Genomic DNA, 25359 nt, shown 5'->3' with positions numbered 1-25359 from the left:
CCGCGCGAGCGCGGCGGCGAAGCGAAGCGGCGCCGGGCGCCGCTTTCGATCCATCATTTTAGGCCCGATTCGTGTCGGGCACGTTTTGGGACGTCCCGCGGTGTGCACGTCAACCGCCGCGGCGGGCGGCGAGCCGCGTCACGCCGGGCGCCGCGCGTTCAGGATCACCTGCGTGACGATCCCCGCGACGAGCCCCCAGAACGCCGAGCCGATCGACAGCAGCGTGAGGCCCGACGCGGTGACCATGAACGTGACGAGCGCGGCTTCGCGCTGCTTCACGTCCTGCATCGCGTTCGCGAGCCCGCTCATGATCGAGCCGAACAGCGCGAGCGCGGCGACCGACACGACGAGCGCCTTCGGAAGCGCCGCGAACAGCGCGGCGATCGTCGCGCCGAAGATCCCGGCGACCAGGTAGAACGTGCCGCACCACACGGCGGCCGTGTAGCGCTTCGCGTGATCTTCATGCGCTTCGGGGCCCGTGCAGATCGCGGCGGTGATCGCCGCGAGGTTCACGCCGTGCGAGCCGAACGGCGCGAGCAGCAATGACGCGAGGCCGGTCGTCGCGATCAGCGGCGACGACGGCGTCCGATAGCCGTCCGCGCGCAGCACCGCGATGCCCGGCACGTTCTGCGACGCCATCGCGACGACGAACAGCGGAATGCCGATGCTGACGATCGACGCGATCGAAAACGCGGGCATCGTGAACACGGGCTGCGCGAGCGCGACGTGGAAGCGGCTGAAGTCGAGCAGGCCGAGGCCGCCGGCCACCGCCGTGCCGACGATCAGCGTCGTTACGATCGCATAGCGCGGCGCGAGCCGCTTGACGATCAGGTACGTGAAGAACATCGCGAGCACGAGCGCGGTCTGGAACTGCGCGGCGCGGAAGATCTCGATGCCGATCTCGAACAGGATGCCCGCGAGCAAGGCGGCTGCGATGCCGGCCGGAATCCGGCGCATCAGCGTGTCGAACAGGCCGCTTACGCCGATGGCCGTCAGCAGCAGCGCACACACGACGAACGCGCCGATCGCCTCGGCGTAGGGCACGCCGGGCAGCGACGCGATCAAGAGCGCTGCGCCGGGCGTCGACCACGCGACGACGACCGGCGCGCGAAAGCGCAGCGACAGGCCGATCGTCGTCAGCGCCATGCCGATCGACAGCGCCCAGATCCACGACGAGATCTGCGCATCGGTGAGGTGCGCGGCGCGGCCGGCCTGGAACATCAGCACGAGCGAACTCGTGTAGCCCGTCATCATCGCGACGAAGCCGGCGACGAGTGCCGAGACGGACGTGTCGGCGAAAAAGCGGCGGCCGCCGGCGCGGCCCGCGCTCGCGGTGGGCGAGGGGTTCATGCTATCTCCGGGAGGAGGCCGCCTGGACGCGGCCTTCGTGTCTGCTGGTTGGATGCGTTACTTGCTGAGTGCGCGCATCGCGGTTTCGAGGCCCGCGAGCGTGAGCGGATACATGCGATGGCCGAGCAGGTCGCGGATGACCGCGACCGACTGCCGGTATTCCCATAGCCGCTCGGGCTCGGGGTTCAGCCATGCATGATGGGGGAACTGGTCGGCGAGGCGGCGCAGCCATACGGCGCCGGCTTCCGGGTTGTTGTATTCGACCGAGCCGCCGGGCTGCAGCACTTCGTACGGGCTCATCGTCGCGTCGCCGACGAAGATCAGCTTGTAGTCGGGCGTGAACTTGTGCAGCACGTCCCACGTCGCGGTGCGCTCCGAGTGGCGGCGGCGGTTGTTCTTCCACAGGTGGTCGTACACGCAGTTGTGGAAGTAGAAGAATTCCAGGTGCTTGAATTCGGCCTTCGCGGCCGAGAACAGCTCTTCGGTGCGCTTGATGTGGTCGTCCATCGAGCCGCCGACGTCGAGCAGCATCAGCACCTTCACGTTGTTGTGGCGCTCGGGCACCATCCGCAGGTCGAGCCAGCCCGCGTTTGCGGCCGTGCTGCGGATCGTGCCGGGCAGGTCGAGCTCCTCGGCCGCGCCTTCGCGCGCGAAGCGGCGCAGCCGCCGCAGCGCGACCTTGATGTTGCGCGTGCCGATCTCGACGGAATCGTCGTAGTCGCGGTATGCGCGCGCTTCCCACACCTTCACCGCGGTGCGGTTGCCGTTCGACGGGCCGCCGATGCGCACGCCTTCCGGGTTGTAGCCGCCATGCCCGAACGGCGACGTGCCGCCCGTGCCGATCCACTTGTTGCCGCCTTCGTGGCGTTCCTTCTGCTCGTCGAGCAGTGCCTTCAGACGCTCCATCAGCTTGTCGAGCCCGCCCATCGCTTCGATCTGCGCCTTTTCCTCCGGCGACAGCTCGCGCTCGAGGCGCTTCTCGAGCCAGTCGAGCGGAATGTCGAACGCTTCGGACGGCAGCGCGGACACGCCGTGGAAATACGCGCCGAACGCCTGGTCGAACTTGTCGAAGTACTGCTCGTCCTTGACGAGCGTCATCCGCGCGAGGAAGTAGAACGCGTCGATCGACGGCGAGATCAGCCCGGCCTTCAGCGCTTCGAGCAGCGTCAGGTATTCCTTCACCGAGACGGGCAGCTTGGCTGCGCGCAGCGCGTAGAAGAAATTGAGCAGCATGGCCGGGCCTTCGCGGGTGGGGAGATTACCGGTTGTGCCGGTTCATGTAGACGAGCCGTTCGAGCAGGCTCAGGTCCTGCTCGTTCTTCAGCAGCGCGCCCGCGAGCGGCGGCACGATCTGCTTCGCGTCCGTGCCGCGCAGCGCGTCGGCCGGGAGGTTCTCGGCGAGCAGCAGCTTCAGCCAGTCGAGCAGCTCGGACGTCGACGGTTTCTTCTTCAGGCCCGACACGCCGCGCAATTCGAAGAAACTCTCGAGCGCCGCGCGCAGCAGTTCCTCGCGGATGTCGGGGAAGTGGACCGCGACGATCTTCTGCATCGTCGACGGGTCGGGAAACTGGATGTAGTGGAAGAAGCAGCGGCGCAGGAACGCGTCGGGCAGCTCCTTCTCGTTGTTCGACGTGATGATGACGAGCGGGCGGTGCTTCGCGCGTACCGTCTCGCGCGTCTCGTACACGTGGAATTCCATCCGGTCGAGCTCGCGCAGCAGGTCGTTCGGGAATTCGATGTCGGCCTTGTCGATCTCGTCGATCAGCAGCACGCTCGGGTGCTCGGCGTCGAACGCCTGCCACAGCACGCCCTCGACGATGTAGTTCGAGATGTCCTTCACGCGCTCGTCGCCGAGCTGCGAGTCGCGCAGCCGCGACACAGCGTCGTATTCGTACAGGCCCTGCTGCGCCTTCGTCGTCGACTTGATGTGCCACTGCAACAGCGGCATGTCGAGCGCGGCGGCCACTTCCTCGGCGAGCATGGTCTTGCCGGTGCCGGGCTCGCCCTTGATCAGCAGCGGGCGTTGCAGCGTCAGCGCGGCATTGACCGCGAGCTTCAGATCGTCGGTGGCGACGTAGTGCGAGGACCCTTCGAAACGCATGGCGGCGCTCTTCTTTCTCGGGAAAAAAACCCAGTATAAGTCAGAAGGGCTGTGCGGTTGGGCCGCGCCCGCGTATCGTAGCGGGGCTGTGGCGGGGCGGACCGGGGCGCCTGGTGGACGCGTTCCCCGCCGACGCGGTACAATCTGGCCGTTTTTTTTGGCCTGCGTGGCGATCCGATAAGCAAAACGGCGCGGGCCGTTGCCGCTTAGGCGCCAGTTTCCCCTCAAGCTAGGTTACAAGAGCTATGAACAAATTCGTCGGCAAACACGTCGTTGTCGCAGCGCTCGTGGCGCTCGCGGGCAGCGCGCAGGCGGCCGGTGTGGTCGGCAACCCGAAGGACGGGGCGAGCAAGGCCGCCATGTGCATCGGTTGCCACGGCATCCAGGACTACCGCGCGGCGTACCCGGAGGTCTACCGGGTGCCTGTCCTCGGCGGCCAGAACCAGCAATACCTCGAGAACGCGCTGAAGGCCTACCGCAAGAAGGATCGTCATTTCCCGTCGATGAACGCGATCGCCGGTTCGCTGACGGACCAGGACATCGCGGATCTGGCGGCCTACTACGCCGCCCAGAAGGCCGACACGAAGGACAATCCCTACAAGTAAAGCGCGCGCCGCCGATCTCTCCGGCGGGACAGGAGCATTCATGAACAACGCATTCAAGACGGCGGCGGTTGCACTGGCGGCCGGCCTCGCGATCGGTACCGCGCACGCTGCGGACACCACGAAGGGCAAGGAACTGGTCGAATCGCACAACTGCGCGGCCTGCCACGGCGCGCAGATGAACAAGCCGATCAACGCCGAATATCCGCGCCTCGCCGGCCAGCATGCCGACTACCTCGTGTGGGCGATGCGCCAGTACCAGATGGGCCTGACGAACCCGCTGATCGGCCGCAACAACGCGATCATGCAGGCGCAGGTGCAGAGCCTGTCGGTCAGCGACATGAAGGACATCGCGGCCTACATCGAATCGCTGAAAGAGACCGATCTCGTGTTCAAGAAGTAAGCGCGACGGGCCTGTCGGGCCCGCGCAGCAAAAATACCCCGCCGAGGCGGGGTATTTTTTTGTCCGCGGCCCGGGGCTGCGTGCCGGCGCCGCGGCGCTCAGTCGCGCGACGCGCGGCGCAGGATGCGCTGCAGGTACGCGTCGGTGTCGGGCGGCGTGTTGGTGCGCTGCGCTTCCCAGATCGTCTCGCCGAGGCATTCCATGATCGCGTGCTGCGCGTCGTGGGTCGAGTCGAGTTTCGCCGCCAGCTTGTCGTGCGCGGCGCGGATGCCGGGCGGCTGGTCGATCGACAACTGCTCGCTGATCGCGAGATGCATCGACAGATGCAGGAACGGATTCGTGCGGCCTTCCTCTGGCGTGTAGTTGCGCGCGGCCGCGCCGTCGGCATCGTCGAGTTCGGCGTGGTACTCGGGATGCTCGACGATCCAGTCGGCCGCCATCGCTTCCAGCGGCGTCAGGATCTCGCCTGCGCGCTGCTTGCGCCAGGTCTCGGTGAAAAAGCGACGCACTTCGTCGCGGCTTGGATTGAACATGGTGGGGGAACGTCGTGATTCGGGCGGCGTCGTGCCGCGTCGCGCATTGTACGCCGGGTCGGCGGACGGCGCTGGAGACGGCCCGGCGGCGGGCTGGAGCGGTTGGCGCGGCAAGCGGCAGCGGGGCGGACTGCCTGGCGGTGCGGGTGCGCGGCGATGGCCGGTTGAATCCGCAGCCGGTTGCGGCCGCTCCGTACCGGTCGGCGAAACGGGTAAGCGTGAACAGGCCCTAGGCTTGCCGCCGCCGCGCCGCTAAACTCCGACGATTCCCTTCACCGCGCCGTTCTCATCCGTTCCGTCATGACCGCCACCGCCCGCTCATCGTCCGCCGCCCTGCAGGGCACGCTCTACGTCGCGCTGTCCGCCGCCGCGTTCGGCGCGATGGCGATCTTCGGCCGGTACGCATACGCGGCCGGCGTCGACGTGCTCGGGCTGCTGATCGTGCGCTTCGCGATCGGCGGCGCGGTGCTCGCCGCGATCGCGCGGCACCGCCGTGTCGCGTGGCCGCGCGGACGCGCGCTCGCGCCGCTCGTGGCGATGGGCGCGCTCGGCTACGTCGGCCAGTCATTCTGCTATTTCAGCGCGCTGCAGCACGCGCAGGCGAGCCTCGTCGCGCTGCTGCTGTACCTGTATCCGGCGTTCGTCACGCTGCTGGCCGCGTGGTGGCTCGGCGAGCGCCTCACGCGCGCGAAGGCCGTCGCGCTCGTGCTGTGCGTCGCCGGTTCGGCGCTGATGGTCGGCGGCGGGCACGGCGAGCCGCTCGGGATCGCGCTCGCGCTGGCCGCCGCGGTGATCTATTCGCTGTACATCGTCGGCGGCACGAAGGCGACGCGCGGCGTCGATCCGCTCGCGACCACCGCGATCATCTGCCTGTCGGCGACCGCGACGCTCGTGGCGATCGCCGTCGTGCGGACCGCGGCGTTCGGCGCACCGCCGCGCTGGCCCGCGACGGCCGGCGGCTGGGCGTCGATGCTCGCGATCGCGCTCGTCTCGACGGTCGCGGCAATGCTCGCGTTCTTCGCCGGGCTCGAGCGGCTCGGGGCCGCGCGCACGTCGATGCTGTCGACGCTCGAACCGGTCGTGACGGTCGCGCTCGCGGCGCTGCTGTTCGGTGAAGCGCTGTCGCCGCTGCAGTGGGCGGGCGGCGTCGCGATCCTTGCGGCCGTGCTGGCGCTCGTGCGCGCGGGCGGCGCGGCGGCCGACGATGCGACCGCGACGTCCAACGCGTAGTCGGGGAGGGGAAGGGCGTGTACGTCGTGACGGAGCCTGCGTGGCGGGCCGGCGCGATGCGCCTCTGTCGCGCCTGACGCTTATTCGTTGGGCGGCGGCGTCTTCGGCCTGAATTCGCACAGCGGCTCGATCGCGCAGTGCCAGCATTCGGGCTTGCGGGCCTTGCACACATAGCGCCCGTGCAGGATCAGCCAGTGATGCGCGTCCTGCAGGAATTCCTTCGGCGTGAACTTCTCCAGCGCGGCCTCGACGGCGCGCACGTCCTTGCCCGGCGCGAGCCCCGTGCGATTCGCGACACGGAAGATGTGCGTGTCGACCGCGATCGTCGGTTGGCCGAACGCGGTGTTCAGCACGACGTTTGCCGTCTTGCGGCCGACGCCCGGCAGGCTTTCGAGCGCTTCGCGATCGGCCGGCACCTCGCCGTCGTAGCGCTCGAGCAGGATCCGGCACGTCGCGACCACGTTCTTCGCCTTGGTTCGGTAAAGACCGATCGTCTTGATGTACTCGGTGACGCCTTCCTCGCCAAGCGCGACGATTTGTCGCGGGGTGTTCGCGACCGGAAACATCTTCCGCATCGCCTTGTTGACCGACACGTCGGTCGCCTGCGCGGACAGCATCACGGCGATCAGCAACTCGAACGGCGTCGTGTATTCGAGCTCGGTGGTCGGATGCGGATTGAGGCTCTGCAGCGTTTCGTAGATCGCGTGTCTTTTGCTGGCGTTCATGGAGCGTTCTGGTCGGGCGGTGCGGCCGGGCCGCCTTGGTCGTCGTTGCCTGCGTCGTGGTCGTCGCCATCCGCCGCGGCGGCTTCGGCGTCGCGCTGCGCCTGCTGTTCGGCGAGCCGTTTGCGGCGGGCCTCGGCCGCGTCGATCTGCGCCTGGACGGCCGCGCTCACGCCTTCGGTGTTCTTCGGCCCGGCGCCTTGCCCGGAGAGTTCTTCCTTCTTCTTGCGCGCGCGTTCGAGCGCGGCGGCGATGATCGCGCGTTTCTTCGCGTCGGCATCGTCGGCGGCCGGTGCGGTGGCCGGCGTGCCCGGCTGCGCTGCGGGTTGTTCTGCGGCCGGCTTCGCAGCGCCGGCACTGGCCGCGCGGCGTGCGGCGGCGCGCGCTTCGGCGGCCTCGCGTTCGCGGCGCTGGCGGGCGAGCCGGAGGTCATGGCGTTCGCGCGCGGCATCGGCCTGTTCCTGCGACCACGCGTCCCAGCCCGTGCGATCGCCGGTCACGGGCAGCATCGCGATGCAGTCGACGGGGCATGGCGGCACGCACAGGTCGCAGCCCGTGCAGAGCGACTCGACGATCGTATGCATCTGCTTCGGTGCGCCGACGATCGCGTCGACCGGGCACGCCTGCATGCACAGCGTGCAGCCGATGCACAGGCTTTCGTCGATGAATGCGACGGCACGCGGATGCTCGCTGCCGTTGACGGGGTTCAGCGGAATCACCGGCTTGCCGAGCAGGCCGGCGAGGCGCGCGATGCCTTCGGCGCCGCCGGGTGGACACTGGTTGTAGTTCGCATCGCCGGCGGCGATTGCCTCGGCATACGGGCGGCAGCCGTTATAGCCGCACTTCGTGCATTGCGTCTGGGGAAGCAGATCTTCGATACGATCCGCGAGTGTTTTGGAGTCGGTCACGGTGACAACGGGCGCAGCGGCGCCGAATGGCTCTCGGCCGCGCGGGGCGCGGCCGGAAAGGTTTGCCAAAGCTTGATTATCGCCGATTTCCCGCATTGCGCTGGACGCCGTCTGTGCGCATAATCGAACCGCTTTTTTGCAGGGGCTCAGCAGGAGGGCGGCCGCACGCGGCGCGCCCGTTCCACGGCGGCCGGCGCCGAGGCGGTGGGGGTGCCGGTCCGGATCACGCGGCTCACATAGCAAAACGCCACCATGAATCAGCCAAAAATCAAAAGAGATCCTGAAGGTACGCGCCGTCGCATCCTGATGGCGGCAGCCGAAGAGTTCGCAAGTGGAGGGCTGTTCGGCGCACGTGTCGACCAGATCGCGCGCCGGGCCGAAACCAACGAGCGCATGCTCTATTACTACTTCGGCAGCAAGGAGCAGCTGTTTACGGCCGTGCTCGAACACGCGTTCTCCGCGCTGACCGAGGCCGAGCGCGTGCTCGATCTCGACGGCGTCGCACCGGTCGAAGCCGTCACGCGGCTCGCGCATTTCGTTTGGGACTACTACCGCGACCACCCGGAGCTGCTCAGGCTCATCAACAACGAGAACCTGCACGAAGCGCGCTATCTGCACAAGTCGACGCGGATCCGCGAGATGATGTCGCCGATCGTCGCAAAGCTCGGCAACGTGCTGATGCGCGGCCAGAAGGCCGGGCTGTTCCGCAGCGACGTCGATCCGCTGCGCTTCTACGTGACGCTGTCGGGGCTCGGCTACTACATCGTGTCGAACCGCTTCACGCTCGCCGCGACGCTCGGCCGCGACTTCACCGACACCGACGAGCGCGCGGAAATGGTCCGGATGAACACCGAGGTGCTGCTCGCGTATCTGCTGCGGCGCTGACGCGCCGACCAGCGCCCGCCGGATGCAAAAACGCCGCCGTGCGCAGGCAACGGCGGCGTTTTTTCGTCGGAACGCGGTGCGTCAGGCGGCCTTGCGCGTGCGTACGGCTTTTGCGCGCGGGCTGCTGCCGGCACGTTTCGCCGCCGGTGCGGCCTTGGCGGGCGCGGCGGCCGTGACCGTTGCCTTCTCGCGCGCGCGCTTCGCCGTGGCGGCACGTGTCGTTTCGGCTTGCGCGTTGCCGGCCGGCACGGCCGCGAGCGTCGCGGCCGCCGGTGCGACGGGCTGCGCCTTCGTCGCCCCGGGCTTCGGTTCCGGCGCATGCTCGCGGATGAAGTCGCGCAGCTGCGGGTAGATGATCGTGCGCCAGCGGCGGCCCGAGAAGATCCCGTAGTGACCGCACTTCTCGGCAGTCAGGCTGCGGCGCTGGTCCTGCGGGATGCCCGTGCACAGTTCGTGCGCGACGTGCGTCTGGCCGCTGCCCGAGATGTCGTCGAGTTCGCCCTCGATCGTCATCAGCGCGGTGTGCCTGATGTCCTGCGGACGCACACGCTCGCCTTCGACATCCCACGTGCCTTCGGCCAGCCGGAATTCCTGGAACACGACACGGATCGTCTCGAGGTAATACTCGGCGGCCATGTCGAGCACCGCGTTGTATTCGTCGTAGAAGCGGCGGTGCGCTTCGGCGTCGTCCTCGTCGCCGCGCAGCAGGCTCTGGTAGAAATCCCAGTGCGATTGCGCGTGCCGTTCCGGGTTCATCGCGACGAAACCCGTGTGCTGCAGGAAGCCCGGATACACGTGGCGGCCTTCTCCCGGATAGTTCGCGGGCACCGTGTGGATCACGTTGTTCTCGAACCACGAGGTCGAATGCTGCGTCGCGAGCGAGTTCACCGACGTCGGGCTGCGGCGCGCGTCGATCGGGCCGCCCATCATCGTCATCGTGAGCGGCGTGTCCTCGCCGCGGCTCGCCATCAGCGAGATCGCCGCGAGCACCGGCACCGTCGGCTGGCACACCGAGATCACGTGCAGGTTGCGCGCGCCGATGTGACGGATGAACTCCTGGATGTACGCGACGTAGTCGTGCAGGTGGAACGGGCCGGTCTCGACCGGCACCATCCGCGCGTCGATCCAGTCGGTGATGTAGACCTTGTGATCCTGCAGCAGCGTGCGCACCGTGTCGCGCAGCAGCGTCGAGTGGTGGCCTGACAGCGGCGCGCAGACCAGCACGACCGGCTCGTCCTTCAACTGCGTGACGGCGTCGGCGTCGTCCGAATAGCGCTTGAAACGCAGCAGCCGGCAGAACGGCTTCTCGACGATCGTCTGCTCGACGATCGGGATGTTGTGGCCGTCCTTGACGATCTGATGAAGGTTGAATTCGGGCTTCTCGTAATCCTTGCCGAGCCGGTACATCAGTTCGTACGCGGCGGCCATCCGCGTCGCGCCCGGCATCAGCGAGAACGGGCTGGACGGATTGGCGAACGACTTGGAGGCGGCCTGGGCCCAGGCCGTGAGCGGGCTCAGCATCGCCCGCTGGAATTCGTGCAGTTGGTAAAGCATGCAGACTACTCCCGCGTGGGGGACGGTGCGCAAGGGCGGCGTGAGGCGTCGCGGCGTGCCGTGGGGGTCAGCGGCCGGCCATGTTGCACTGCGGCCGGTCAATCGTGTCGATCATATCGGACAACGATGAATGTTGCAATGCAACATTTCCGCGATTTTTCATCAAAAATTTGCGATTTGACGTTCTCTGAAAAAGCTGCCCGCGCCTCGTTCAGCGCCCCGTGGCCATCGCCGGTGCGGGCTGGCCGGCCGCGCGCGCCATTGCGTCTTCATGGTGCATCAGGTTCATCGCGGTATGCACGAGCGCCACGTGCGAGAACGCCTGCGGGAAGTTGCCGACGAGCCGCCCGGCAACCGGGTCGTACTCTTCCGCGAGCAGCCCGAGATCGTTCGACAGCGAGAGCAGCCGGCTGAACAGGCGGTGCGCGTCGTCGATCCGGCCGAGCAGCGCGTAGTTGTCGACCAGCCAGAAGCTGCACGCGAGAAACGTGCCTTCGCCGGGCGGCAGGCCGTCGTCGTATTCGGTCGTGCGGTAGCGCATCACGAGCCCGTCGTGCAGCAATTCCCGCTCGATCGCTTCGACCGTGCCGACGATGCGCGGGTCTTCCGGCGGCAGGAAGCCGAGCAGCGGCATCAGCAGCACGCTCGCGTCGAGTTCGTCGCTGCCGTAGCTCTGCGCGAACGCCTGCTTGTCTTTGTGCCACGCGTTGTCGCATACGTCGGCATGGATCCGCTCGCGCAGCGCGCGCCAGCGGTCGAGCGAGCCGGGCAGCCGGAACATTTCCGCAGACTTGATCGCGCGGTCGAACGCAACCCACGCCATCACCTTCGAGAACGTGAAATGACGGCGGCCGCCGCGCGTTTCCCAGACCCCCTCGTCGGGTTCCTGCCAGATCTTCTCGAGATGGTCGAGCAGCGCGCACTGCACGGACCAGACCGTGTCGTCGGCCTGCAGCCCGCCCACGCGCGCGAGGTGCAGCGCGGCCATCACCTCGCCGAACACGTCGAGCTGGAGCTGGTTCGCGGCGCCGTTGCCGATGCGTACGGGCTTCGAGTCCTGATAGCCGGGCAGCCAGTCGAGTTCCATTTCCGGCAGCCGGCGTTCGCCGGCGATCCCGTACATGATCTGGATCTGCTCGGGCGAGCCGGCCATCACGCGGCCGAGCCACGTGCGCCATGCGCGCGCCTCGTCGTAGTAGCCGCCGCGCATCAGCGCGAGCAGCGTGATCGTCGCGTCGCGCAGCCAGCAGTAGCGGTAGTCCCAGTTGCGGTTGCCGCCGATCTTCTCGGGCAGCGACGTGGTCGGCGCCGCGACGATGCCGCCGGTCGGCTCGTACGCGAGCGCCTTCAGCGTGATCAGCGAACGGCGCACGGCCGCCGCGTAGCGGCCCTGCACCTGACAGCGGCCCGACCATTCGAGCCAGTAGTTCTCGGTGCGCGCGAGCATCGACAGCGGATCGCGCGCGGGCGGCAGCCGCATGTGCGATGCCGCGTAGCTGAGCGAGAACGGCACGCGTTCGTCGGCGCTCACCGTGAATTCCGCAATCGTATGAAGGTTCTTGCCGGTGAGCGGCACCGGCGTGCGCAGCACGACGGTATCGGGGCCGGCGATCGCCTTCATGCCGTCCTCGCGGGTCAGTTGCGTGACCCACGGGACCGAGAAGCCGTAGTCGAAGCGCAACACGAGCTCCATGCGCATCTTCATCGTGCCGTGGCGGCCGACGACGATCCGCACGAGTTCGGACCAGCCGTTGCCGGGCGGCATGAAGTCGATCACGGTGACGGCGCCGTCGGCGCTTTCGTAGTCGGTTTCGAGAACCAGCGTGTCGCCGCGATAGCGGCGGGTCGTGTGCGTGATCGCGGCGTCGGCGGCCGGCGCGAGCAGCCAGCGGCCGTGCTCGGGCGTGCCGACGAGCGCCGCGAAGCAGGCGCCCGAATCGAAGCGGGGCCAGCACAGCCAGTCGACGGAGCCGTCTTTTGCGATCAGCGCGGCGGTGTGGCCGTCGCCGACGAGGGCGTAGTCTTCGATCAGGGCGGGCATGGGCAGGCGATCCTTGGTTTCGAGTTCACAATGCGGACGGCGGCGCCCGGGCTTCACGCGCCGGCGCTGCGCCCCGTATACTCGGCCGGGCGGCGGAGCGCGTGAACGGCCGGCGTTTCGTCCTATCTCAACACTTGAAGCGACTCGATGCAAGGAGGATTCAATGCCCAACCGTTTACGCGAGCATGACGCACGCGCTTCGACACGAGGGTTCCCGCTTAGGCTCGCTCACTGGATGAAAGGTTTCGCGATCGTGCTTTCCTTGTCCGCGACCCACGCATTTGCGCAGCAATCGCCCGCCCCGGCCGACGGCGTCTACAACCTGCTCGTCGGCACCTATACGGGGGGCGGCAGCGACGGGATCTACGTCTACCGCTTCGATACGAAAACCGGCAGCGTCGCGCCGGTGTCGTCGGCGAAGACCGTGAATCCGTCATATCTGTTGCCGAGCCGCGACGGTCGCACCGTCTACGCGGTCAACGAACTGCCCGGCGACGACGGCCCGGCGACGCAGCGCGGCGGCGTCAGCGCGTTCCGCTTCGACGCGAAGACGGGCGCGCTGACCTTCATCGACCGCGTGTCGTCGGAGGGGAACGATCCTTGCTATCTCGCGCTGTCGCCGGACGGCAAGTACCTCGTGACGGCCAACTATTCGGTTGCGGCGGATCCGGGCGGCAGCTTCGCGGTGTTCCCGCTGCGCGACGACGGCGCGGTCGGCCAGGCCGTGCTGACCGTGCACCATGAAGGCACGGGGCCCGTGAAGGGCCGCCAGGACGGCGCGCACGTGCACTCGACGGTGTTTTCGCCGGACGGCCGTTACCTGTTCGTGCAGGATCTCGGCGCGGACAAGCTCTATGGCTACCGCTATACGGTGGACGGCAGCCGCGGGCTGATCGGCCCGACCGACACGCGCTACACGACGGTGAAGGCCGGTTCGGGCCCGCGTCACATGGTGTTCGGCGCCGACGGCCGGTTCGCGTACGTGACGAGCGAGCTGAATGCGTCGGTCGAGGTGTTCGGCTACCACGACGGCAAGCTGACGCCGGTCGAGACGGTGCCGATGACGGCGCCGGGCTTCAAGGGCAAGGTCGGCGGCGGCGCGATTCATCTGTCGCCGGACGGCCGCTTCCTGTATGCGAGCAACCGCGGCGACGCGAACGACATCGTGATCTACGCGGTGAACCGGGCCGACGGCCGGCTGAAGCACGTCGGCCGCCAGTCGAGCCTCGGCAAGACACCGCGCGAGTTCCTGATCGATCCGACCGGCAAGTGGCTGATCGTCGGCAACCAGGACAGCGATACGTTCTACGTGTTCAGCCGCGATGCCGAAACGGGGCAGCTCGGCGCGAATCCGCAGAAGGTCGCGGTCGGCAAGCCGGTCGACTTCAAGCTGGTGCCGGCGCTGTAAATGACGAAGGGCGCTGCCGATGCAGCGCCCTTCGTGTTCCGGGGCGGCCGGTTTCGCGGCGCGCCCGCGCCGGCCGATCGCGGCCGGGCGGCCGCCTTGCTCAGTCGGCCGCGGCCGGCACGAGCACCTCGCGGCTGCCGTTGATGCCCATCGCCGATACGAGCCCGGCCGCTTCCATCTGCTCGACGAGGCGCGCGGCGCGGTTGTAGCCGATGCGCAACTGCCGCTGCACCGACGAGATCGACGCGCGCCGCGTGCGCACGACGAACGCGACGGCTTCGTCGTACAGCGGATCGGCTTCCGCGTCCGGCGCTTCGCCGAACAGGTCCTGCGTCGCGCCGTCGGCGGCCGGGCCGTCGAGAATCCCTTCCTCGTACTGCGGCTCGCCGAACTGCTTCAGGTACTCGACGATCCGGTGCACTTCCTCGTCGGCGACGAACGCACCGTGCACGCGCTGCGGGTAACCGGTGCCCGGCGGCAGGAACAGCATGTCGCCCATCCCGAGCAGCGATTCGGCGCCCATCTGGTCGAGGATCGTGCGCGAGTCGATCTTCGACGACACCTGGAACGCGACGCGCGTCGGGATGTTCGCCTTGATCAGACCCGTGATCACGTCGACGGACGGACGCTGCGTCGCGAGGATCAGGTGGATGCCGGCCGCGCGCGCCTTCTGCGCGAGGCGCGCGATCAGCTCTTCGATCTTCTTGCCGGCGACCATCATCAGGTCGGCCAGTTCGTCGATCACGACGACGATCAGCGGCAGTTTCGACAGCGGCTCGGGATCCTCGGGCGTCAGCGAGAACGGGTTGCCGATCTTCTTTTCCTTCGCTTCCGCGTCGCGGATCTTCTGGTTGAAGCCCGCGAGGTTGCGCACGCCGACGGCCGACATCAGCCGGTAGCGCTTTTCCATTTCGCCGACGCACCAGTTCAGCGCGTTCGCCGCGAGCTTCATGTCGGTGACGACCGGCGCGAGCAGGTGCGGGATGCCTTCGTAGACCGACAGTTCCAGCATCTTCGGGTCGATCATGATGAGCCGCACGTCCTCGGGCGTCGCCTTGTACAGCAGCGACAGGATCATCGCGTTGATCGCGACCGACTTGCCCGAGCCCGTCGTGCCGGCGACGAGCATGTGCGGCGCCTTCGCGAGATCGGTCACGACCGGGTGGCCGGTGATGTCCTTGCCCATCGCGATCGTCAGTTGCGACGGCGAATGCTGGTACTCGCGCGCGGCAAGGATTTCCGACAGGCGGATCATCTGGCGCTTCGCGTTCGGCAGTTCGAGGCCCATGCAGGTCTTGCCGGGGATCGTCTCGACGACGCGGATCGACGTGAGGCCGAGGCCGCGCGACAGGTCCTTCATCAGGCCGACGATCTGACTGCCGCGCACGCCGAGCGCGGGCTCGATCTCGAAGCGCGTGATCACGGGGCCGGCCGACGCGCCAACGACCGCCACCGGCACCTTGAATTCCTGCAGCCGCTGTTCGATCACCTGGGCCGTCTGCGCGAGGTGTTCCTCGGTGATCATTTCGACGTCGTCGGACGCGGGCTCGAGCAGGTCGAGCGTCGGCAGTTCGACGTTGAACGCCACGGGCGCGTGGAATTCGAACGCGTTCGGGCGCGGCTGGCGCGCGGGGGTGTCGGGGGCCGCGTTTGTGTCGGCCGCGGCCGGTTCGGTTGCCACGGTGGCGATTGCGCCGACGGGGGCGGCAGCGGGAAGCGTCGGCGCGGCAGCGGCAGTCGCCGGCGTGGGCAGGCCCGCGCCGGGAACGGTTGTTGCCGGTTGCGGTGCCGCGATCGATGCGGCAGTCGGTGTCGCGGACACATTCGGCGCCGACCAGCTTGCCGACGATGCGGCAGGGGCGGGCGGTGTAGCGAACGTCGTAGTTGCGGTTGCCGCAGGCGCCGATGCGATCGGCAGGGGCTGCGTCGCGGTCGTTGCCGCGATGGACGCCAGCGATCCGGCCGCGATGACAGGCGCGCCTGCGACCGGTTGAACCGGGGCCGCCGCGGTCGTGGTCATCGGGGTGATTGCGCCCGAGGACGATGTCGTTACGACGGAAGCGGCTGGCGGAACCGGCAGGCTGGCCGCCGGCTGCGGTGTGGTTGAGCCGGATCTGCCGAATGTCGTGCCGGTCGACGGGGTTGCCGGGTTGGCCGACAGAGTCGATGCGGGCGCGAAAGGCTGTGCGGCGATCGAGCCGGACGCGAAACTCACGGGCGCCGGGGGAGCGGGCGTAGGCGTTGCCGCCGGTGCAGGCGCTTGCGCGGTCGAGCTGAATGTCGAGTCCGACGCGCCGGCCGTCGATGGTGCCGTGGCGGGTACAGCGATCGATGCGGGCGTTGATTCGCGGGAGAGTGAACCGTAAGTCTCGCCCGAAACGCCGACCGGCGCCGCCGATACTACCGATGCGACGGCCGGTGCCGATGCGGCTGGCTGTGAAAGCGGAGCGGATGCCGAACTGGTCGCACCGACCGGTGAAGTCGAAGCGACCGGTGCAAAGGTCGGTGCCGAGGCTGCCAGCTGCGAAAGCGAAGCGGGCGCAGTGCCGGTTACGCCGACCGGTGAAGTCGACGCGGCCGATGGAACGGTCGATGCCGATGCGGCCGGCTGCGAAAGCGAAGCGGATTCAGTACCGGTAACACCGGCCGGTGCAGCCGCAGCGGTATCGGGCGCCATGCTCGATGCAGATGCAGGTACCTGCGCGGTCGCACCATGAGCTGCGCCGCCGAGCGGCGAAGTAGCGGCGGCCGAAGCCGTCGGTGCTGCGGCAAACGGTTGAGCTGCCTGCGATTTCGGCAATCCTGCGAAGACGGCCGTATTTGTCGTTGCAGGTTGCACCGTCGGTGGAATCGACGGCGTCCGTGCCCAATCAGTCGCACGCGTGGCGCCCTGCGCGATTGCCGACAGCGGCGCGGTGCGCTCTGCGGCTTTCGGCTCGACGGTTTCAGATGCGGTACGCGATGCAGTCAGTGCCGACCCTGCTGCAAGCGGCACGGCGTCGGAAACGGCGCGTGCCGACGATTCTGCGATCGAAGAAGAGGAGAGGGCTGCAAACGGAACGATCTCCGCGGCGGGTTTGACGTCGGCGTGAGCATCGGCGATGCCCTGCGGCGCATGGGCCGGTGCAAGGCGATCGATCGCAGGAGCCGGTTGCGCGTCGTACTTGTCATCGGTATCGACGGACGCTACCGGTTTGCTTGCAGCGATGTCGTGAACCGCCTCGTCTTGCGGTTGCGCGGAGGCCGCCTCGGCCGGCTCCGATCCCGTCGCGTCCGCCGGCGACGCAGCGATCGGGCTACCGGCCGACCCGTCGAACGCGAAAACCGGCCGGCTGGCGAGGTCTTCCCACGGAGCGAGGTCGATTGGCGCGTCGAACGACGGCGCGGGTGCGATTCCGAATGCCGGCACGGCGGGCGCATCATCGGCGTGCCGGATCTCGGGGGCGCCGTGATGCGAAAACGCCGCATTGTCGATGCCGGTATCCGGCAGCGTCTGCGGGACGACATCGTCGAACGTCGTGGTGCCCGTATCGGCAACCGGAGCATGCGCCGCGCCGGACGCTGCCGGCATGAACGCATCCAGACTGATCGGCGCGTTGTCGTCGTAAGCGGGCGCTGCATCGTGTTCGACCGTGGCGCCGGCGTCATGGGCCGCGACGCGGTGCGTCGCGGAGGCGAACCCGTTCGACACGGCAGCCGACACCGGCGCGGCAACGCTGGCGGCTGTCGCTGCCATACCGGCCACGGTTGCGGCGGCTGCCGCCGCGTGCGCGGCATCGGTCGATTGCGAACCGCCGAGCGTGGCCCATTGTGCGGTGCTGGCCTCGATCGAGCGCAGCGTGTCGTGAACGCTCGGCGCCGGCGTGATCGGCGCTGCGGGTTTTTCCGTCCATGCATAGAGTGGCGCGCGCACCGGCGTTTGCGATGCCGGGCGGCGGCGCGCGGTGTCGGGCGGCAGGCCGGCCGCGCCGATTCCCGCCGCCGGCCGCACGGCAGGGCGCGGCGGCGGCGCGCTGGCCGGCCGCGGCGTGACCGTGGTGTGCGGAGCGGCCTGCTTCAGCGCAGCGGTGGCCGGTCGCGCAGCCGTCGGCCGCGGCCGGACGGGTTCGAATCCGACCGGAAGCGGGGCGGGATCGGGGCGCGGCACTTGCGAGTTCGCCGCCGCACGCGCGAGGCTGGCGGTGCTGCCGGTCGTCGGGGGCGGCATCGCGCTGGCCGGCATCGGCGCGGGCGGTGCCGGCATGCTGCGACCGGTCGCGGTCGGTTTCAGCCAGCCCGACGGCGCAACGGGTTCCGTGTGCGGACGCGGAGGCGTCTTGCTGCGCGGCTTCGGCCGCGCCTGCGGGTCGGGTTTCCACAGCGTCGGGCGCGAATACCGGCCGTTCTGGCGCGGCGCCATCGAGTTGACGGTATGCGCGGTGGTCGGCTGCACGACATCGTCGTCGCGATGCAGCGCGCTGCGCGGCAGGTCGGCGATACCGCGGGCGTCGTCGTCGTCGCGCTCGCGCGACAGCTTGACGCCGAACGACGTGTCGACCCATGCGGCGAACTGGCGCCAGCCGATGCCGGTCAGCCAGGGCAACCCGGCGAAAAACAGCACGACCATCGCGACCGGCGTGCCGATCGGACCGAGCACATGGGCGAAGCCCGTGGAGAACGCGTGGCCGAGCGCGTTCGTGTCGGGGCCCGACAGCGCGCTCGTCAGCGTGCAGCTTGCGACGAACACCGCGGCGAAGCCGAGCCACAGGCGGATCGAGCCGCGGCCGGCGAGGCCGCCGCCGCCGGGCAGCATCGCCTGCACGAGACGCCAGAAGAGAAGGAGGAACCAGACGGCGGAGATGCCGAACCAGCCGAAGACAACCGTGTGCATGCTTTGAAACAGGAGTGGGGAGGGGCGCGCGGGGCGCGACCCGCCGAGTTTAACCGGACGGCGAACAAGATTCTAAGGCGGCGTGAATTCGTTTCACGCCGTGCTGCGCGTGCGTCCGGCACACGCGCGCGACGCGCAACGCGAAGGCGGTCGGCCGGCCTTCGCGCGCGCGGTGCATCAGGGGCTCCGGTGCGTGAAGGTCAGCGTTGCGCCGGCATTGGTCACGATCTGCAGTTGCTTGGGTTCGCGCATCTGCACGCCGGTCTTCTCGATATGGGCGAGCGCGTCGAGGTACGCGTGTTCGAGCTGGCCGCCGAGCGTATTCGGGCAGGCCATCCGCGTGCCGGCGAGCGGCCCGAAGCTCAGCAGGCCGTTCTTGATCGCGTAGGTACCCATGTAGCGGTTGCAGCCCGAGAACCCGCTGGCGCGCCGGATGCCCGAATCGGTCGACAGCGCGAGCTTGATCGGCTCGCCGTTGTCGCCGTGCGGGATCGTGCGCTGCGTGCCGTCGGCGTTCAGCCAGCTGGTGAGCTCCCAGCTCGTGTCGTCGAGCAACTGGACGGCGGCCGGGTTGTACGGGTCGGGGGCGGGGGCGGCGGAATCGGGGTGGGTCGGCATCGCGCAGGCGGCGAGAAGCGTGGCAAGCGTCAACGCGCAGAGCGGCGCGCGCAACGGACGAAGCAGGCCGGTGCGGGCGCGTGCGGCTGCGAACAGGTGGGACATGAGCCTCGTTCCTCATCGGATTCTGATCAAGGCGTAAGAGTAACGCACCCGCCCCGCGGCAGGCGAGCCGACACTTCACGCGCGAAAACGTTCGCAGCCTGCTCGCGCGCGGCGCACGGCCGGGCAGCGGCACGGCGAAACCGCCGAACCGGCGTCGTGGCGCGTGTTAACATCGGAGCCGTTTTCGTCCTCCACCAGAAGCGGGAAATCACATGCAGATCGGTCAGCGGCTCGGTACGCCGCTTTCACCCTCGGCCACGCGCGTCATGCTGCTCGGCGCCGGCGAACTCGGCAAGGAAGTCATCATCGCGTTGCAGCGGCTCGGTGTAGAAGTCATCGCGGTCGACCGCTATCCGGACGCACCGGGCCACCAGGTCGCGCATCGCGCGCACGTGATCGACATGACGGACGCAGCCGCGCTGCGGGCGATCGTCGAGGCCGAGCGCCCGCACCTGATCGTGCCGGAGATCGAGGCGATCGCGACCGACGCGCTCGCGGCGATCGAGGCGGCCGGCCTCGCCGAGGTGATCCCGACCGCACGGGCGACGCAACTCACGATGAACCGCGAAGGGATCCGCCGGCTCGCGGCCGAAGAGCTCGGGCTGCCGACGTCGCCATATGCGTTCGCGGAATCGTTCGAGGCCTTCAGCGCGGCGGTCGCGAAGATCGGCATGCCGTGCGTCGTGAAGCCGGTGATGTCGTCGTCGGGCAAGGGGCAGTCGGTCGTGAAGACCGAAGCCGACGTGAAGCCCGCGTGGGACTACGCGATGGCGGGCGGGCGCGTGAACCACGGCCGCGTGATCGTCGAGGGCTTCATCGATTTCGAATACGAGATCACGCAACTGACCGTGCGCGCGATCGACCCGGCGACGCTCGGCACGCGCACCTACTTCTGCGAACCGGTCGGCCACGTGCAGGTCGCGGGCGACTACGTCGAATCGTGGCAGCCGCAGCCGATGAGCGCGGTGGCGCTCGAGAAGTCGCGCGAGATCGCGCACAAGGTCACCGAGGCGCTCGGCGGGCGCGGGCTGTTCGGCGTCGAGCTGTTCGTGCGCGGCGACGACGTGTGGTTCTCCGAGGTGAGCCCGCGGCCGCACGATACGGGCCTCGTCACGCTCGCGTCGCAGCGTCAGTCGGAATTCGAGCTGCACGCGCGCGCGATTCTCGGGCTGCCGGTCGATCCGGCGCTCGGAACGCCGGCCGCGTCGGCCGTGATCTACGGCGGGCTCGACGAGCGCGGGATCGCGTTCGAAGGCGTGCGCGACGCGCTCGCGGTGCCGGGCGCCGACCTGCGCCTGTTCGGCAAGCCGGAAAGTTTTGCGAAGCGGCGCATGGGCGTCGCGCTGGCGACCGGCGCGACCGTCGACGAAGCCCGCGAACGCGCGAAGCGCGCCGCCGCGGCCGTCCGGCCCGTGTCGGCCCGCTGACGGAACGAGGAGAGGGCGATGGCGCCGATCTGGCTGCGTATCGGAAAGCTGGGCGCCGCGCTGGCGCTTGCCGCGAGTCTCGCGGGTTGCGGCCTCGCGGCCGCGCCGTGCCGGGTGGCATCGGCCGGGCTCAAGATCGTGCCGCTCGTCGGCCATGTCGCGGCCGCGCCGACCGACGCGTGCGCCGACGTCATCGATCCCTGACGACGATAACCGGTGCATAGCCAACAATAACCGCGCCCCGCGAGGGCGCGTTTCCACCCGTCTCGCGAGAGGATCTGCATGATTCGCCAAACCGTCGCCGCACTCGCGCTCGCCGGCACCGCCGTTTCCGTCGCGCATGCCGCGCAACTGACCGTCGAGGAGATCGACGCCGATTCGCGCCAGCAGACCTTCTACCAGTGCGCGAACCAGAAGCAGCCCGTGCGCGTGTCGTACTGGCTCGCGGGCAACGGCCAGAGCTTCGCGCTCGTGCCGGTCAACGGGCGGCAACTGCTGTTCGTCGATACCGTGTCGGCCTCGGGCGCGCGCTATCAGGCCGGCCGCTATACGTGGTGGACGAAGGGCAAGGAAGCGACGCTGCGCGACGAGATCGCCGACCCGAAGTCGCCGCCGCTGCTTGGCGACTGCGTGCAGGTCGAGAAGAAAAAGAAGAAGGGCTGAGCGCCGGGCGCGATCGTGGATCGTGTCCGCCAGGCGCCAGCGCCAGCCGGCTGCCGGACCTGAAGGTTCGGCGCTCAGGCCTGCCGCGGACGCCTGGGCAACGCCATTCTTGATCGGGCCCCTGATGTCGCTCGACGACCGATCGGGATAGCCCGACCGGGCCGTTCGCCGGCCGTGCGGCGCTGTCCGGGCTCGCCGCGCGAACTGCCGCTGCGGCCGTTCGCGGCGTTGTCACGGACAGATGGCCGCGCAGTGCTACAATACGGCCCTTTCCGCCGGCATTCGCGCCGAACGGAGTCCGCACGGCCTGGTGTCCAGCGTTCGCATTGAACCGGTCCCAAGCGCCAGAGCGGCGCCGCGCGGCGCGCCGCGGCTCCGTCTATTTCCGAATTGTGATGAGCGCAGGCCCGGCTGGCCTGACGCACGATGTCCCCGCCGCGCCTTTTGAGCGAAACGCCACCATGTCCGATTCTGTCGCCAAGCCCGTCGACGCAACCTTCGACCAATTCGGCCTTGCCGCCGATATCCTGAAAGCCATTGTGGAGCAGGGCTATACGACGCCGACGCCGATCCAGGCGCAGGCCATTCCGGTCGTGCTCGCCGGCCGCGACGTCATGGGCGCCGCGCAAACAGGCACCGGCAAGACCGCGAGCTTCTCGCTGCCGATCATCCAGCGCCTGCTGCCGCAGGCCAACACGAGCGCGTCGCCCGCGCGCCACCCGGTGCGCGCGCTGATCCTGACGCCGACCCGCGAACTGGCCGACCAGGTCGCCGCGAACGTGCATGCGTACGGGAAGCACACGCCGCTGCGCAGCGCGGTCGTGTTCGGCGGCGTCGACATGAACCCGCAGATGGCCGAGTTGCGCCGCGGCGTCGAGATCCTGATCGCGACGCCGGGCCGCCTGCTCGACCATGTGCAGCAGAAGACCGCGAACCTCGGGCAGGTGCAGATGCTCGTGCTCGATGAGGCCGACCGGATGCTCGACATGGGCTTCCTGCCGGACCTGCAGCGGATCCTGAACCTGCTGCCGAAGGAACGCCAGACGCTGTTGTTCTCGGCCACCTTCTCGCCGGAAATCAAGAAGCTCGCGTCGACCTACCTGCGCAACCCGCAGACGATCGAGGTCGCGCGCAGCAACTCGACGAACGCGAACGTCACGCAGATCGTCTACGACGTCGCCGAAGGCGACAAGCAGGCGGCCGTCGTGCAGTTGCTGCGCAGTCGCGGGCTCAAGCAGGTGCTCGTGTTCTGCAACAGCAAGATCGGCGCGAGCCGGCTCGCGCGCAACCTCGAGCGCGACGGTGTCGTCGCGTCGGCGATCCACGGCGACAAGACGCAGATCGAGCGGATGCAGGCGCTCGACGCGTTCAAGCGCGGCGAAATCGAGGCGCTGGTCGCGACCGACGTGGCCGCGCGCGGCCTCGACATCGCCGAACTGCCGGCCGTGATCAACTTCGACCTGCCGTTCAGCGCGGAAGACTACGTGCACCGGATCGGCCGTACGGGCCGCGCGGGCGCGACCGGCGACGCGCTGTCGCTGTGCAGCCCGAACGAGCGCAAGCAACTCGCCGATATCGAGAAGCTGATCAAGCGTCCGCTCGAAGTGCAGACGCTGGCGATCGACAAGCCGGCGCGCCATCGTCAGGACGACCGTGGCGGCGAGCGTAGCGGCGACCGCAGCAGCGAACGCGGTGGCCGGCGCGAACGCGACGAGCATCGCGGTGCATCGGCGCGCCGCTCGGCCGGTTCCGAGCGCAGCGGTCATCACCGTCGCCACGAAGCGCCGGTCGACGATTTCTTCCTGAAGCCGTATGAGCCGTCGGCGGCGGCGAAGCAGTCGGACGACGCACAGCCCGCGCAGCAGCCCGAGAAGAAAGGGCCGAAGCGCCAGGTCGCCGCGCTGCTCGGCGGGTTCGGGATGCCGCGCAAGCCGTCGGCGTAAGCCCGGCGAACGTGGCGGTGCGGCGCGCGAGCGCTGCCGGAAAAACGGGTGCATGCGATGAGCATGTGCCCGTTTTTTATTGGGGCCGTGATTGGATGGGGGCGGGAGAGGGCGCAAGGGCGAGCGATGCAACCGGCACTCGATCGGCGCGAGACCGGCTGCCGGGCGCGTGCTTTAGCCGGCCAGCGGCCCGAAGCGCCGCGCCCATGCGGCCGTCGCGGCCGCGTAGAACACATCCAGCGTCGTGCCAGCGAGCGCGCCATCGGGCGCGAGACCCAGATGCGCGGCCGCGGCCTGCAGTGCCGGCAGCGGATCGTCGCGCTCGAGCGCGGTCGCGCCTGTCTGCTTGCTGAGCTTTTCACCGTTTGCATCGACGACGACGGGTACGTGCAGATACCGCGGCGTCGGTACGCCGAGGCAGTGTTGCAGATGGATCTGGCGCGCGGTCGAATCGAGCAGGTCGGCGCCGCGCACGACGTGCGTGATGCGCGCATCGGCATCGTCGACGACGACCGCGAGCTGATAGGCCCATTGCCCGTCCGCGCGCTTCAGCACGAAATCGCCGACTTCGGTCGCGAGGTTTTGCGATTGCGCGTGCTGCCAGCGGTCGTCGAACGTGACGATCGCCGCGTCGCCGTCCGGTACGCGCAGCCGCCATGCGCGCGCAGGCTTGCCGTGCAGACCGGTGCGGCAGGTGCCCGGATACGCGAGCGTCGTGTGGCGCTCGTGCGCGGCGCGCAGCGAATCGGCGATTTCCTTGCGCGTGCAGCCGCACGGATAGACGAGCCCCGCTGCGACGAGCTGCTCGAGCGCGGACGTATACGCGGCATCGCGCGTGCTTTGCCATACGGGCGGCTCGTCGGGCGTCATGCCGAAATGCGCGAGCGTCGCGAGGATGTCGTCGGCCGCGCCGGGTACCGTGCGCGGGCCGTCGAGATCCTCGATTCGCACGAGCCATGCGCCGCCGTGCGCGCGCGCGTCGAGCCAGCTCGCGAGCGCGCCGACCAGCGAGCCGAAGTGCAGCGGCCCGGTGGGCGACGGCGCGAAGCGGCCGCGATAGCCGTTCATTTGAGCGCGGGGCGCGCGCTTACGCGGCGCTGGCTGCCTGCGCGCAGGCCGGGCACGACTTGCCGGGCACGTAGCCCGGCGACTGTTGCGCTTGCGGCGTGACGACCGCGCGGCACGCGAAGCACGTGACGTTCTCGGTAGGCTGGAGTTGCGGGTTCAGCGCGGTGCGGTAGTCGAACACGAAGCAGTCGCCGTGATAATGGGCGCCGCCGACTTCCTCGAAATACTTCAGGATCCCGCCTTCGAGCTGGTACACGTTCTCGATGCCGATTTCCTTCATGTGGATCGCGGCCTTCTCGCAGCGGATGCCGCCCGTGCAGAACGACACGACCGTCTTGCCGTCGAGATCGGCACGGTTTGCATCGATCACTTCCGGGAATTCGCTGAACTTGTCGATCCGGTAGTCGAGCGCATCGTCGAACGTGCCGACGTCGACCTCGAACGCATTGCGCGTGTCGAGCATCACGACCGGGCGGCCCGTGTCGTCATGGCCGCGGTCGAGCCATGCCTTCAGCGTGCGCGCATCGACGGACGGCGCGCGACCGAGCTCGGGCTTGATCGCCGGCTTCTTCATCGTGATGATCTCGCGCTTCAGGCGCACGAGCATGCGGCGGAACGGCTGCGAGTCGGACAGGCTTTCCTTGAACTGCAGCGTCGCGAACTTGCCCTCGAACAGCGGATCGTGGCGAAGATAGTCGACGAACGCGTCGGCCGCTTCGCGCGTGCCGGCGATGAACAGGTTGATGCCTTCCGGCGCGAGCAGGATCGTGCCGCGCAGGTCGAGTTCGTTGCAGCGGGCGGTGACGAGCGGGCGCCATTGCTCGTTCGTGTCGAGCGACACGAAGTGGTAGGCGGCGAGGTTGACGATGGTCATGATGGTCCGACGGGAAAACGGCCGCACGGCGGCTCGCAAAAAAGGGTGCGAAGC

General features: G+C 68.6%; 21 protein-coding genes. 9 read left to right on the top strand and 12 right to left on the bottom strand.

From position 1 onward, the window contains the following. Positions 1-138 precede the first annotated feature (138 nt). From BT264_RS22270 to BT264_RS22260, 3 genes are read right to left on the bottom strand one after another with little or no spacing between them, the layout of a single operon-like run. Positions 139-1350 (bottom strand): benzoate/H(+) symporter BenE family transporter, encoded by a 1212-nt coding sequence (locus BT264_RS22270; protein ID WP_072440810.1) that lies wholly within the window; start codon positions 1348-1350, stop codon positions 139-141. A 57-nt stretch (positions 1351-1407) separates the two neighbouring features. Further along, a complete protein-coding gene (locus BT264_RS22265; protein ID WP_059697977.1) occupies positions 1408-2583 on the bottom strand; it encodes a vWA domain-containing protein in 1176 nt (391 codons plus the stop codon). A 25-nt stretch (positions 2584-2608) separates the two neighbouring features. Continuing rightward, a complete protein-coding gene (locus tag BT264_RS22260; RefSeq protein ID WP_072440808.1) occupies positions 2609-3451 on the bottom strand; it encodes an AAA family ATPase in 843 nt (280 codons plus the stop codon). Positions 3452-3696: 245 nt separating this feature from the next. Between BT264_RS22260 and BT264_RS22255 the strand changes: the two genes are divergently transcribed. Next, complete coding sequence (locus BT264_RS22255; RefSeq protein WP_011885616.1) at positions 3697-4056, top strand: c-type cytochrome; 360 nt, start codon at positions 3697-3699, stop codon at positions 4054-4056. A gap of 40 nt (positions 4057-4096) precedes the next feature. After that, positions 4097-4456: a c-type cytochrome gene (locus BT264_RS22250; protein WP_034184812.1), complete on the top strand. Its 360-nt coding sequence runs from the start codon at positions 4097-4099 to the stop codon at positions 4454-4456. 98 nt (positions 4457-4554) lie between these two features. On the opposite strand, the gene BT264_RS22245 is transcribed toward BT264_RS22250, so the two are convergent. After that, positions 4555-4989, bottom strand: a complete 435-nt coding sequence (locus tag BT264_RS22245) for a DUF1841 family protein (protein WP_034184813.1) — start codon at positions 4987-4989, stop codon at positions 4555-4557. A 300-nt stretch (positions 4990-5289) separates the two neighbouring features. Here BT264_RS22245 and BT264_RS22240 point away from each other — a divergent pair, with 300 nt between their 5' ends. Beyond that, positions 5290-6219, top strand: coding sequence for a DMT family transporter (locus tag BT264_RS22240; RefSeq protein WP_034184814.1), 930 nt, complete (start codon positions 5290-5292; stop codon positions 6217-6219). Between the two features lie 80 nt (positions 6220-6299). On the opposite strand, the gene nth is transcribed toward BT264_RS22240, so the two are convergent. Together nth and rsxB are read right to left on the bottom strand one after the other, a co-directional pair. Next, positions 6300-6944 (bottom strand): endonuclease III, encoded by a 645-nt coding sequence (nth, locus tag BT264_RS22235; RefSeq protein WP_072440806.1) that lies wholly within the window; start codon positions 6942-6944, stop codon positions 6300-6302. Next, positions 6941-7945, bottom strand: coding sequence for an electron transport complex subunit RsxB (gene rsxB / locus BT264_RS22230; protein ID WP_072440804.1), 1005 nt, complete (start codon positions 7943-7945; stop codon positions 6941-6943). The genes nth and rsxB overlap by 4 nt, the downstream gene beginning before the upstream one ends. 156 nt (positions 7946-8101) lie before the next feature. Here rsxB and BT264_RS22225 point away from each other — a divergent pair, with 156 nt between their 5' ends. Next, positions 8102-8734, top strand: coding sequence for a TetR/AcrR family transcriptional regulator (locus BT264_RS22225; RefSeq protein ID WP_047898676.1), 633 nt, complete (start codon positions 8102-8104; stop codon positions 8732-8734). Positions 8735-8815: 81 nt separating this feature from the next. On the opposite strand, the gene BT264_RS22220 is transcribed toward BT264_RS22225, so the two are convergent. After that, on the bottom strand, positions 8816-10288 hold the full coding sequence (locus BT264_RS22220; RefSeq protein WP_072440803.1) for a polyhydroxyalkanoate depolymerase: 1473 nt from the start codon (positions 10286-10288) through the stop codon (positions 8816-8818). A 211-nt stretch (positions 10289-10499) separates the two neighbouring features. Next, the gene (locus BT264_RS22215; RefSeq protein ID WP_072440801.1) at positions 10500-12329 is read right to left on the bottom strand and encodes a glycoside hydrolase family 15 protein; all 1830 of its coding nucleotides are present in this window, start codon (positions 12327-12329) and stop codon (positions 10500-10502) included. Positions 12330-12492: 163 nt separating this feature from the next. Between BT264_RS22215 and BT264_RS22205 the strand changes: the two genes are divergently transcribed. Then, complete coding sequence (locus BT264_RS22205; RefSeq protein ID WP_110281397.1) at positions 12493-13737, top strand: lactonase family protein; 1245 nt, start codon at positions 12493-12495, stop codon at positions 13735-13737. 100 nt (positions 13738-13837) lie between these two features. On the opposite strand, the gene BT264_RS40080 is transcribed toward BT264_RS22205, so the two are convergent. Both BT264_RS40080 and BT264_RS22195 read right to left on the bottom strand, forming a co-directional pair. Next, positions 13838-18607, bottom strand: coding sequence for a DNA translocase FtsK (locus BT264_RS40080; RefSeq protein ID WP_072440798.1), 4770 nt, complete (start codon positions 18605-18607; stop codon positions 13838-13840). A 177-nt stretch (positions 18608-18784) separates the two neighbouring features. Continuing rightward, a complete protein-coding gene (locus BT264_RS22195) occupies positions 18785-19330 on the bottom strand; it encodes an META domain-containing protein (RefSeq protein ID WP_072440796.1) in 546 nt (181 codons plus the stop codon). 212 nt (positions 19331-19542) lie between these two features. On the opposite strand from BT264_RS22195, the gene purT reads away from it, so the two are divergent. The 4 genes from purT to BT264_RS22170 all read left to right on the top strand — a co-directional run bounded on the left by purT (position 19543) and on the right by BT264_RS22170 (position 23363). After that, positions 19543-20757, top strand: coding sequence for a formate-dependent phosphoribosylglycinamide formyltransferase (gene purT, locus BT264_RS22190; protein ID WP_072440794.1), 1215 nt, complete (start codon positions 19543-19545; stop codon positions 20755-20757). A gap of 18 nt (positions 20758-20775) precedes the next feature. After that, a complete protein-coding gene (locus BT264_RS22185; RefSeq protein ID WP_072440792.1) occupies positions 20776-20961 on the top strand; it encodes a DUF6726 family protein in 186 nt (61 codons plus the stop codon). A 78-nt stretch (positions 20962-21039) separates the two neighbouring features. After that, positions 21040-21420, top strand: a complete 381-nt coding sequence (locus BT264_RS22180; RefSeq protein ID WP_072440790.1) for an MliC family protein — start codon at positions 21040-21042, stop codon at positions 21418-21420. 395 nt (positions 21421-21815) lie between these two features. Continuing rightward, the gene (locus BT264_RS22170) at positions 21816-23363 is read left to right on the top strand and encodes a DEAD/DEAH box helicase (RefSeq protein ID WP_072440789.1); all 1548 of its coding nucleotides are present in this window, start codon (positions 21816-21818) and stop codon (positions 23361-23363) included. Between the two features lie 174 nt (positions 23364-23537). Here BT264_RS22170 and gluQRS read toward each other — a convergent pair whose 3' ends face one another. Together gluQRS and BT264_RS22160 are read right to left on the bottom strand one after the other, a co-directional pair. Then, positions 23538-24431 carry a tRNA glutamyl-Q(34) synthetase GluQRS gene (gene gluQRS, locus BT264_RS22165; protein ID WP_072440787.1) on the bottom strand — a complete coding sequence of 298 codons (894 nt, stop codon included), beginning with the start codon at positions 24429-24431 and terminating at the stop codon, positions 23538-23540. 19 nt (positions 24432-24450) lie between these two features. Then, entirely contained in the window at positions 24451-25305 is an 855-nt protein-coding gene (locus tag BT264_RS22160; RefSeq protein WP_072440785.1) for a sulfurtransferase, read from the bottom strand. Between the last annotated feature and the right edge of the window lie 54 nt (positions 25306-25359).

The organism is Burkholderia sp. NFPP32, from assembly GCF_900119325.1.
In the GTDB taxonomy this organism is placed as follows: Bacteria; Pseudomonadota; Gammaproteobacteria; order Burkholderiales; family Burkholderiaceae; genus Burkholderia; species Burkholderia pyrrocinia_C.
Note: the sequence above shows the minus strand (reverse complement) of the source record. Positions and strands in the feature narration are given on the sequence as shown.

Coding starts and splice junctions, on each gene's coding strand:
- BT264_RS22270 (WP_072440810.1), bottom strand. CDS start 1,350: ATGAACCCCTCGCCCACCGCGAGCGCGGGCCGCGCCGGCGGCCGCCGC.
- BT264_RS22265 (WP_059697977.1), bottom strand. CDS start 2,583: ATGCTGCTCAATTTCTTCTACGCGCTGCGCGCAGCCAAGCTGCCCGTC.
- BT264_RS22260 (WP_072440808.1), bottom strand. CDS start 3,451: ATGCGTTTCGAAGGGTCCTCGCACTACGTCGCCACCGACGATCTGAAG.
- BT264_RS22255 (WP_011885616.1), top strand. CDS start 3,697: ATGAACAAATTCGTCGGCAAACACGTCGTTGTCGCAGCGCTCGTGGCG.
- BT264_RS22250 (WP_034184812.1), top strand. CDS start 4,097: ATGAACAACGCATTCAAGACGGCGGCGGTTGCACTGGCGGCCGGCCTC.
- BT264_RS22245 (WP_034184813.1), bottom strand. CDS start 4,989: ATGTTCAATCCAAGCCGCGACGAAGTGCGTCGCTTTTTCACCGAGACC.
- BT264_RS22240 (WP_034184814.1), top strand. CDS start 5,290: ATGACCGCCACCGCCCGCTCATCGTCCGCCGCCCTGCAGGGCACGCTC.
- nth (WP_072440806.1), bottom strand. CDS start 6,944: ATGAACGCCAGCAAAAGACACGCGATCTACGAAACGCTGCAGAGCCTC.
- rsxB (WP_072440804.1), bottom strand. CDS start 7,945: ATGCGGGAAATCGGCGATAATCAAGCTTTGGCAAACCTTTCCGGCCGC.
- BT264_RS22225 (WP_047898676.1), top strand. CDS start 8,102: ATGAATCAGCCAAAAATCAAAAGAGATCCTGAAGGTACGCGCCGTCGC.
- BT264_RS22220 (WP_072440803.1), bottom strand. CDS start 10,288: ATGCTTTACCAACTGCACGAATTCCAGCGGGCGATGCTGAGCCCGCTC.
- BT264_RS22215 (WP_072440801.1), bottom strand. CDS start 12,329: ATGCCCGCCCTGATCGAAGACTACGCCCTCGTCGGCGACGGCCACACC.
- BT264_RS22205 (WP_110281397.1), top strand. CDS start 12,493: ATGCCCAACCGTTTACGCGAGCATGACGCACGCGCTTCGACACGAGGG.
- BT264_RS40080 (WP_072440798.1), bottom strand. CDS start 18,607: ATGCACACGGTTGTCTTCGGCTGGTTCGGCATCTCCGCCGTCTGGTTC.
- BT264_RS22195 (WP_072440796.1), bottom strand. CDS start 19,330: ATGTCCCACCTGTTCGCAGCCGCACGCGCCCGCACCGGCCTGCTTCGT.
- purT (WP_072440794.1), top strand. CDS start 19,543: ATGCAGATCGGTCAGCGGCTCGGTACGCCGCTTTCACCCTCGGCCACG.
- BT264_RS22185 (WP_072440792.1), top strand. CDS start 20,776: ATGGCGCCGATCTGGCTGCGTATCGGAAAGCTGGGCGCCGCGCTGGCG.
- BT264_RS22180 (WP_072440790.1), top strand. CDS start 21,040: ATGATTCGCCAAACCGTCGCCGCACTCGCGCTCGCCGGCACCGCCGTT.
- BT264_RS22170 (WP_072440789.1), top strand. CDS start 21,816: ATGAGCGCAGGCCCGGCTGGCCTGACGCACGATGTCCCCGCCGCGCCT.
- gluQRS (WP_072440787.1), bottom strand. CDS start 24,431: ATGAACGGCTATCGCGGCCGCTTCGCGCCGTCGCCCACCGGGCCGCTG.
- BT264_RS22160 (WP_072440785.1), bottom strand. CDS start 25,305: ATGACCATCGTCAACCTCGCCGCCTACCACTTCGTGTCGCTCGACACG.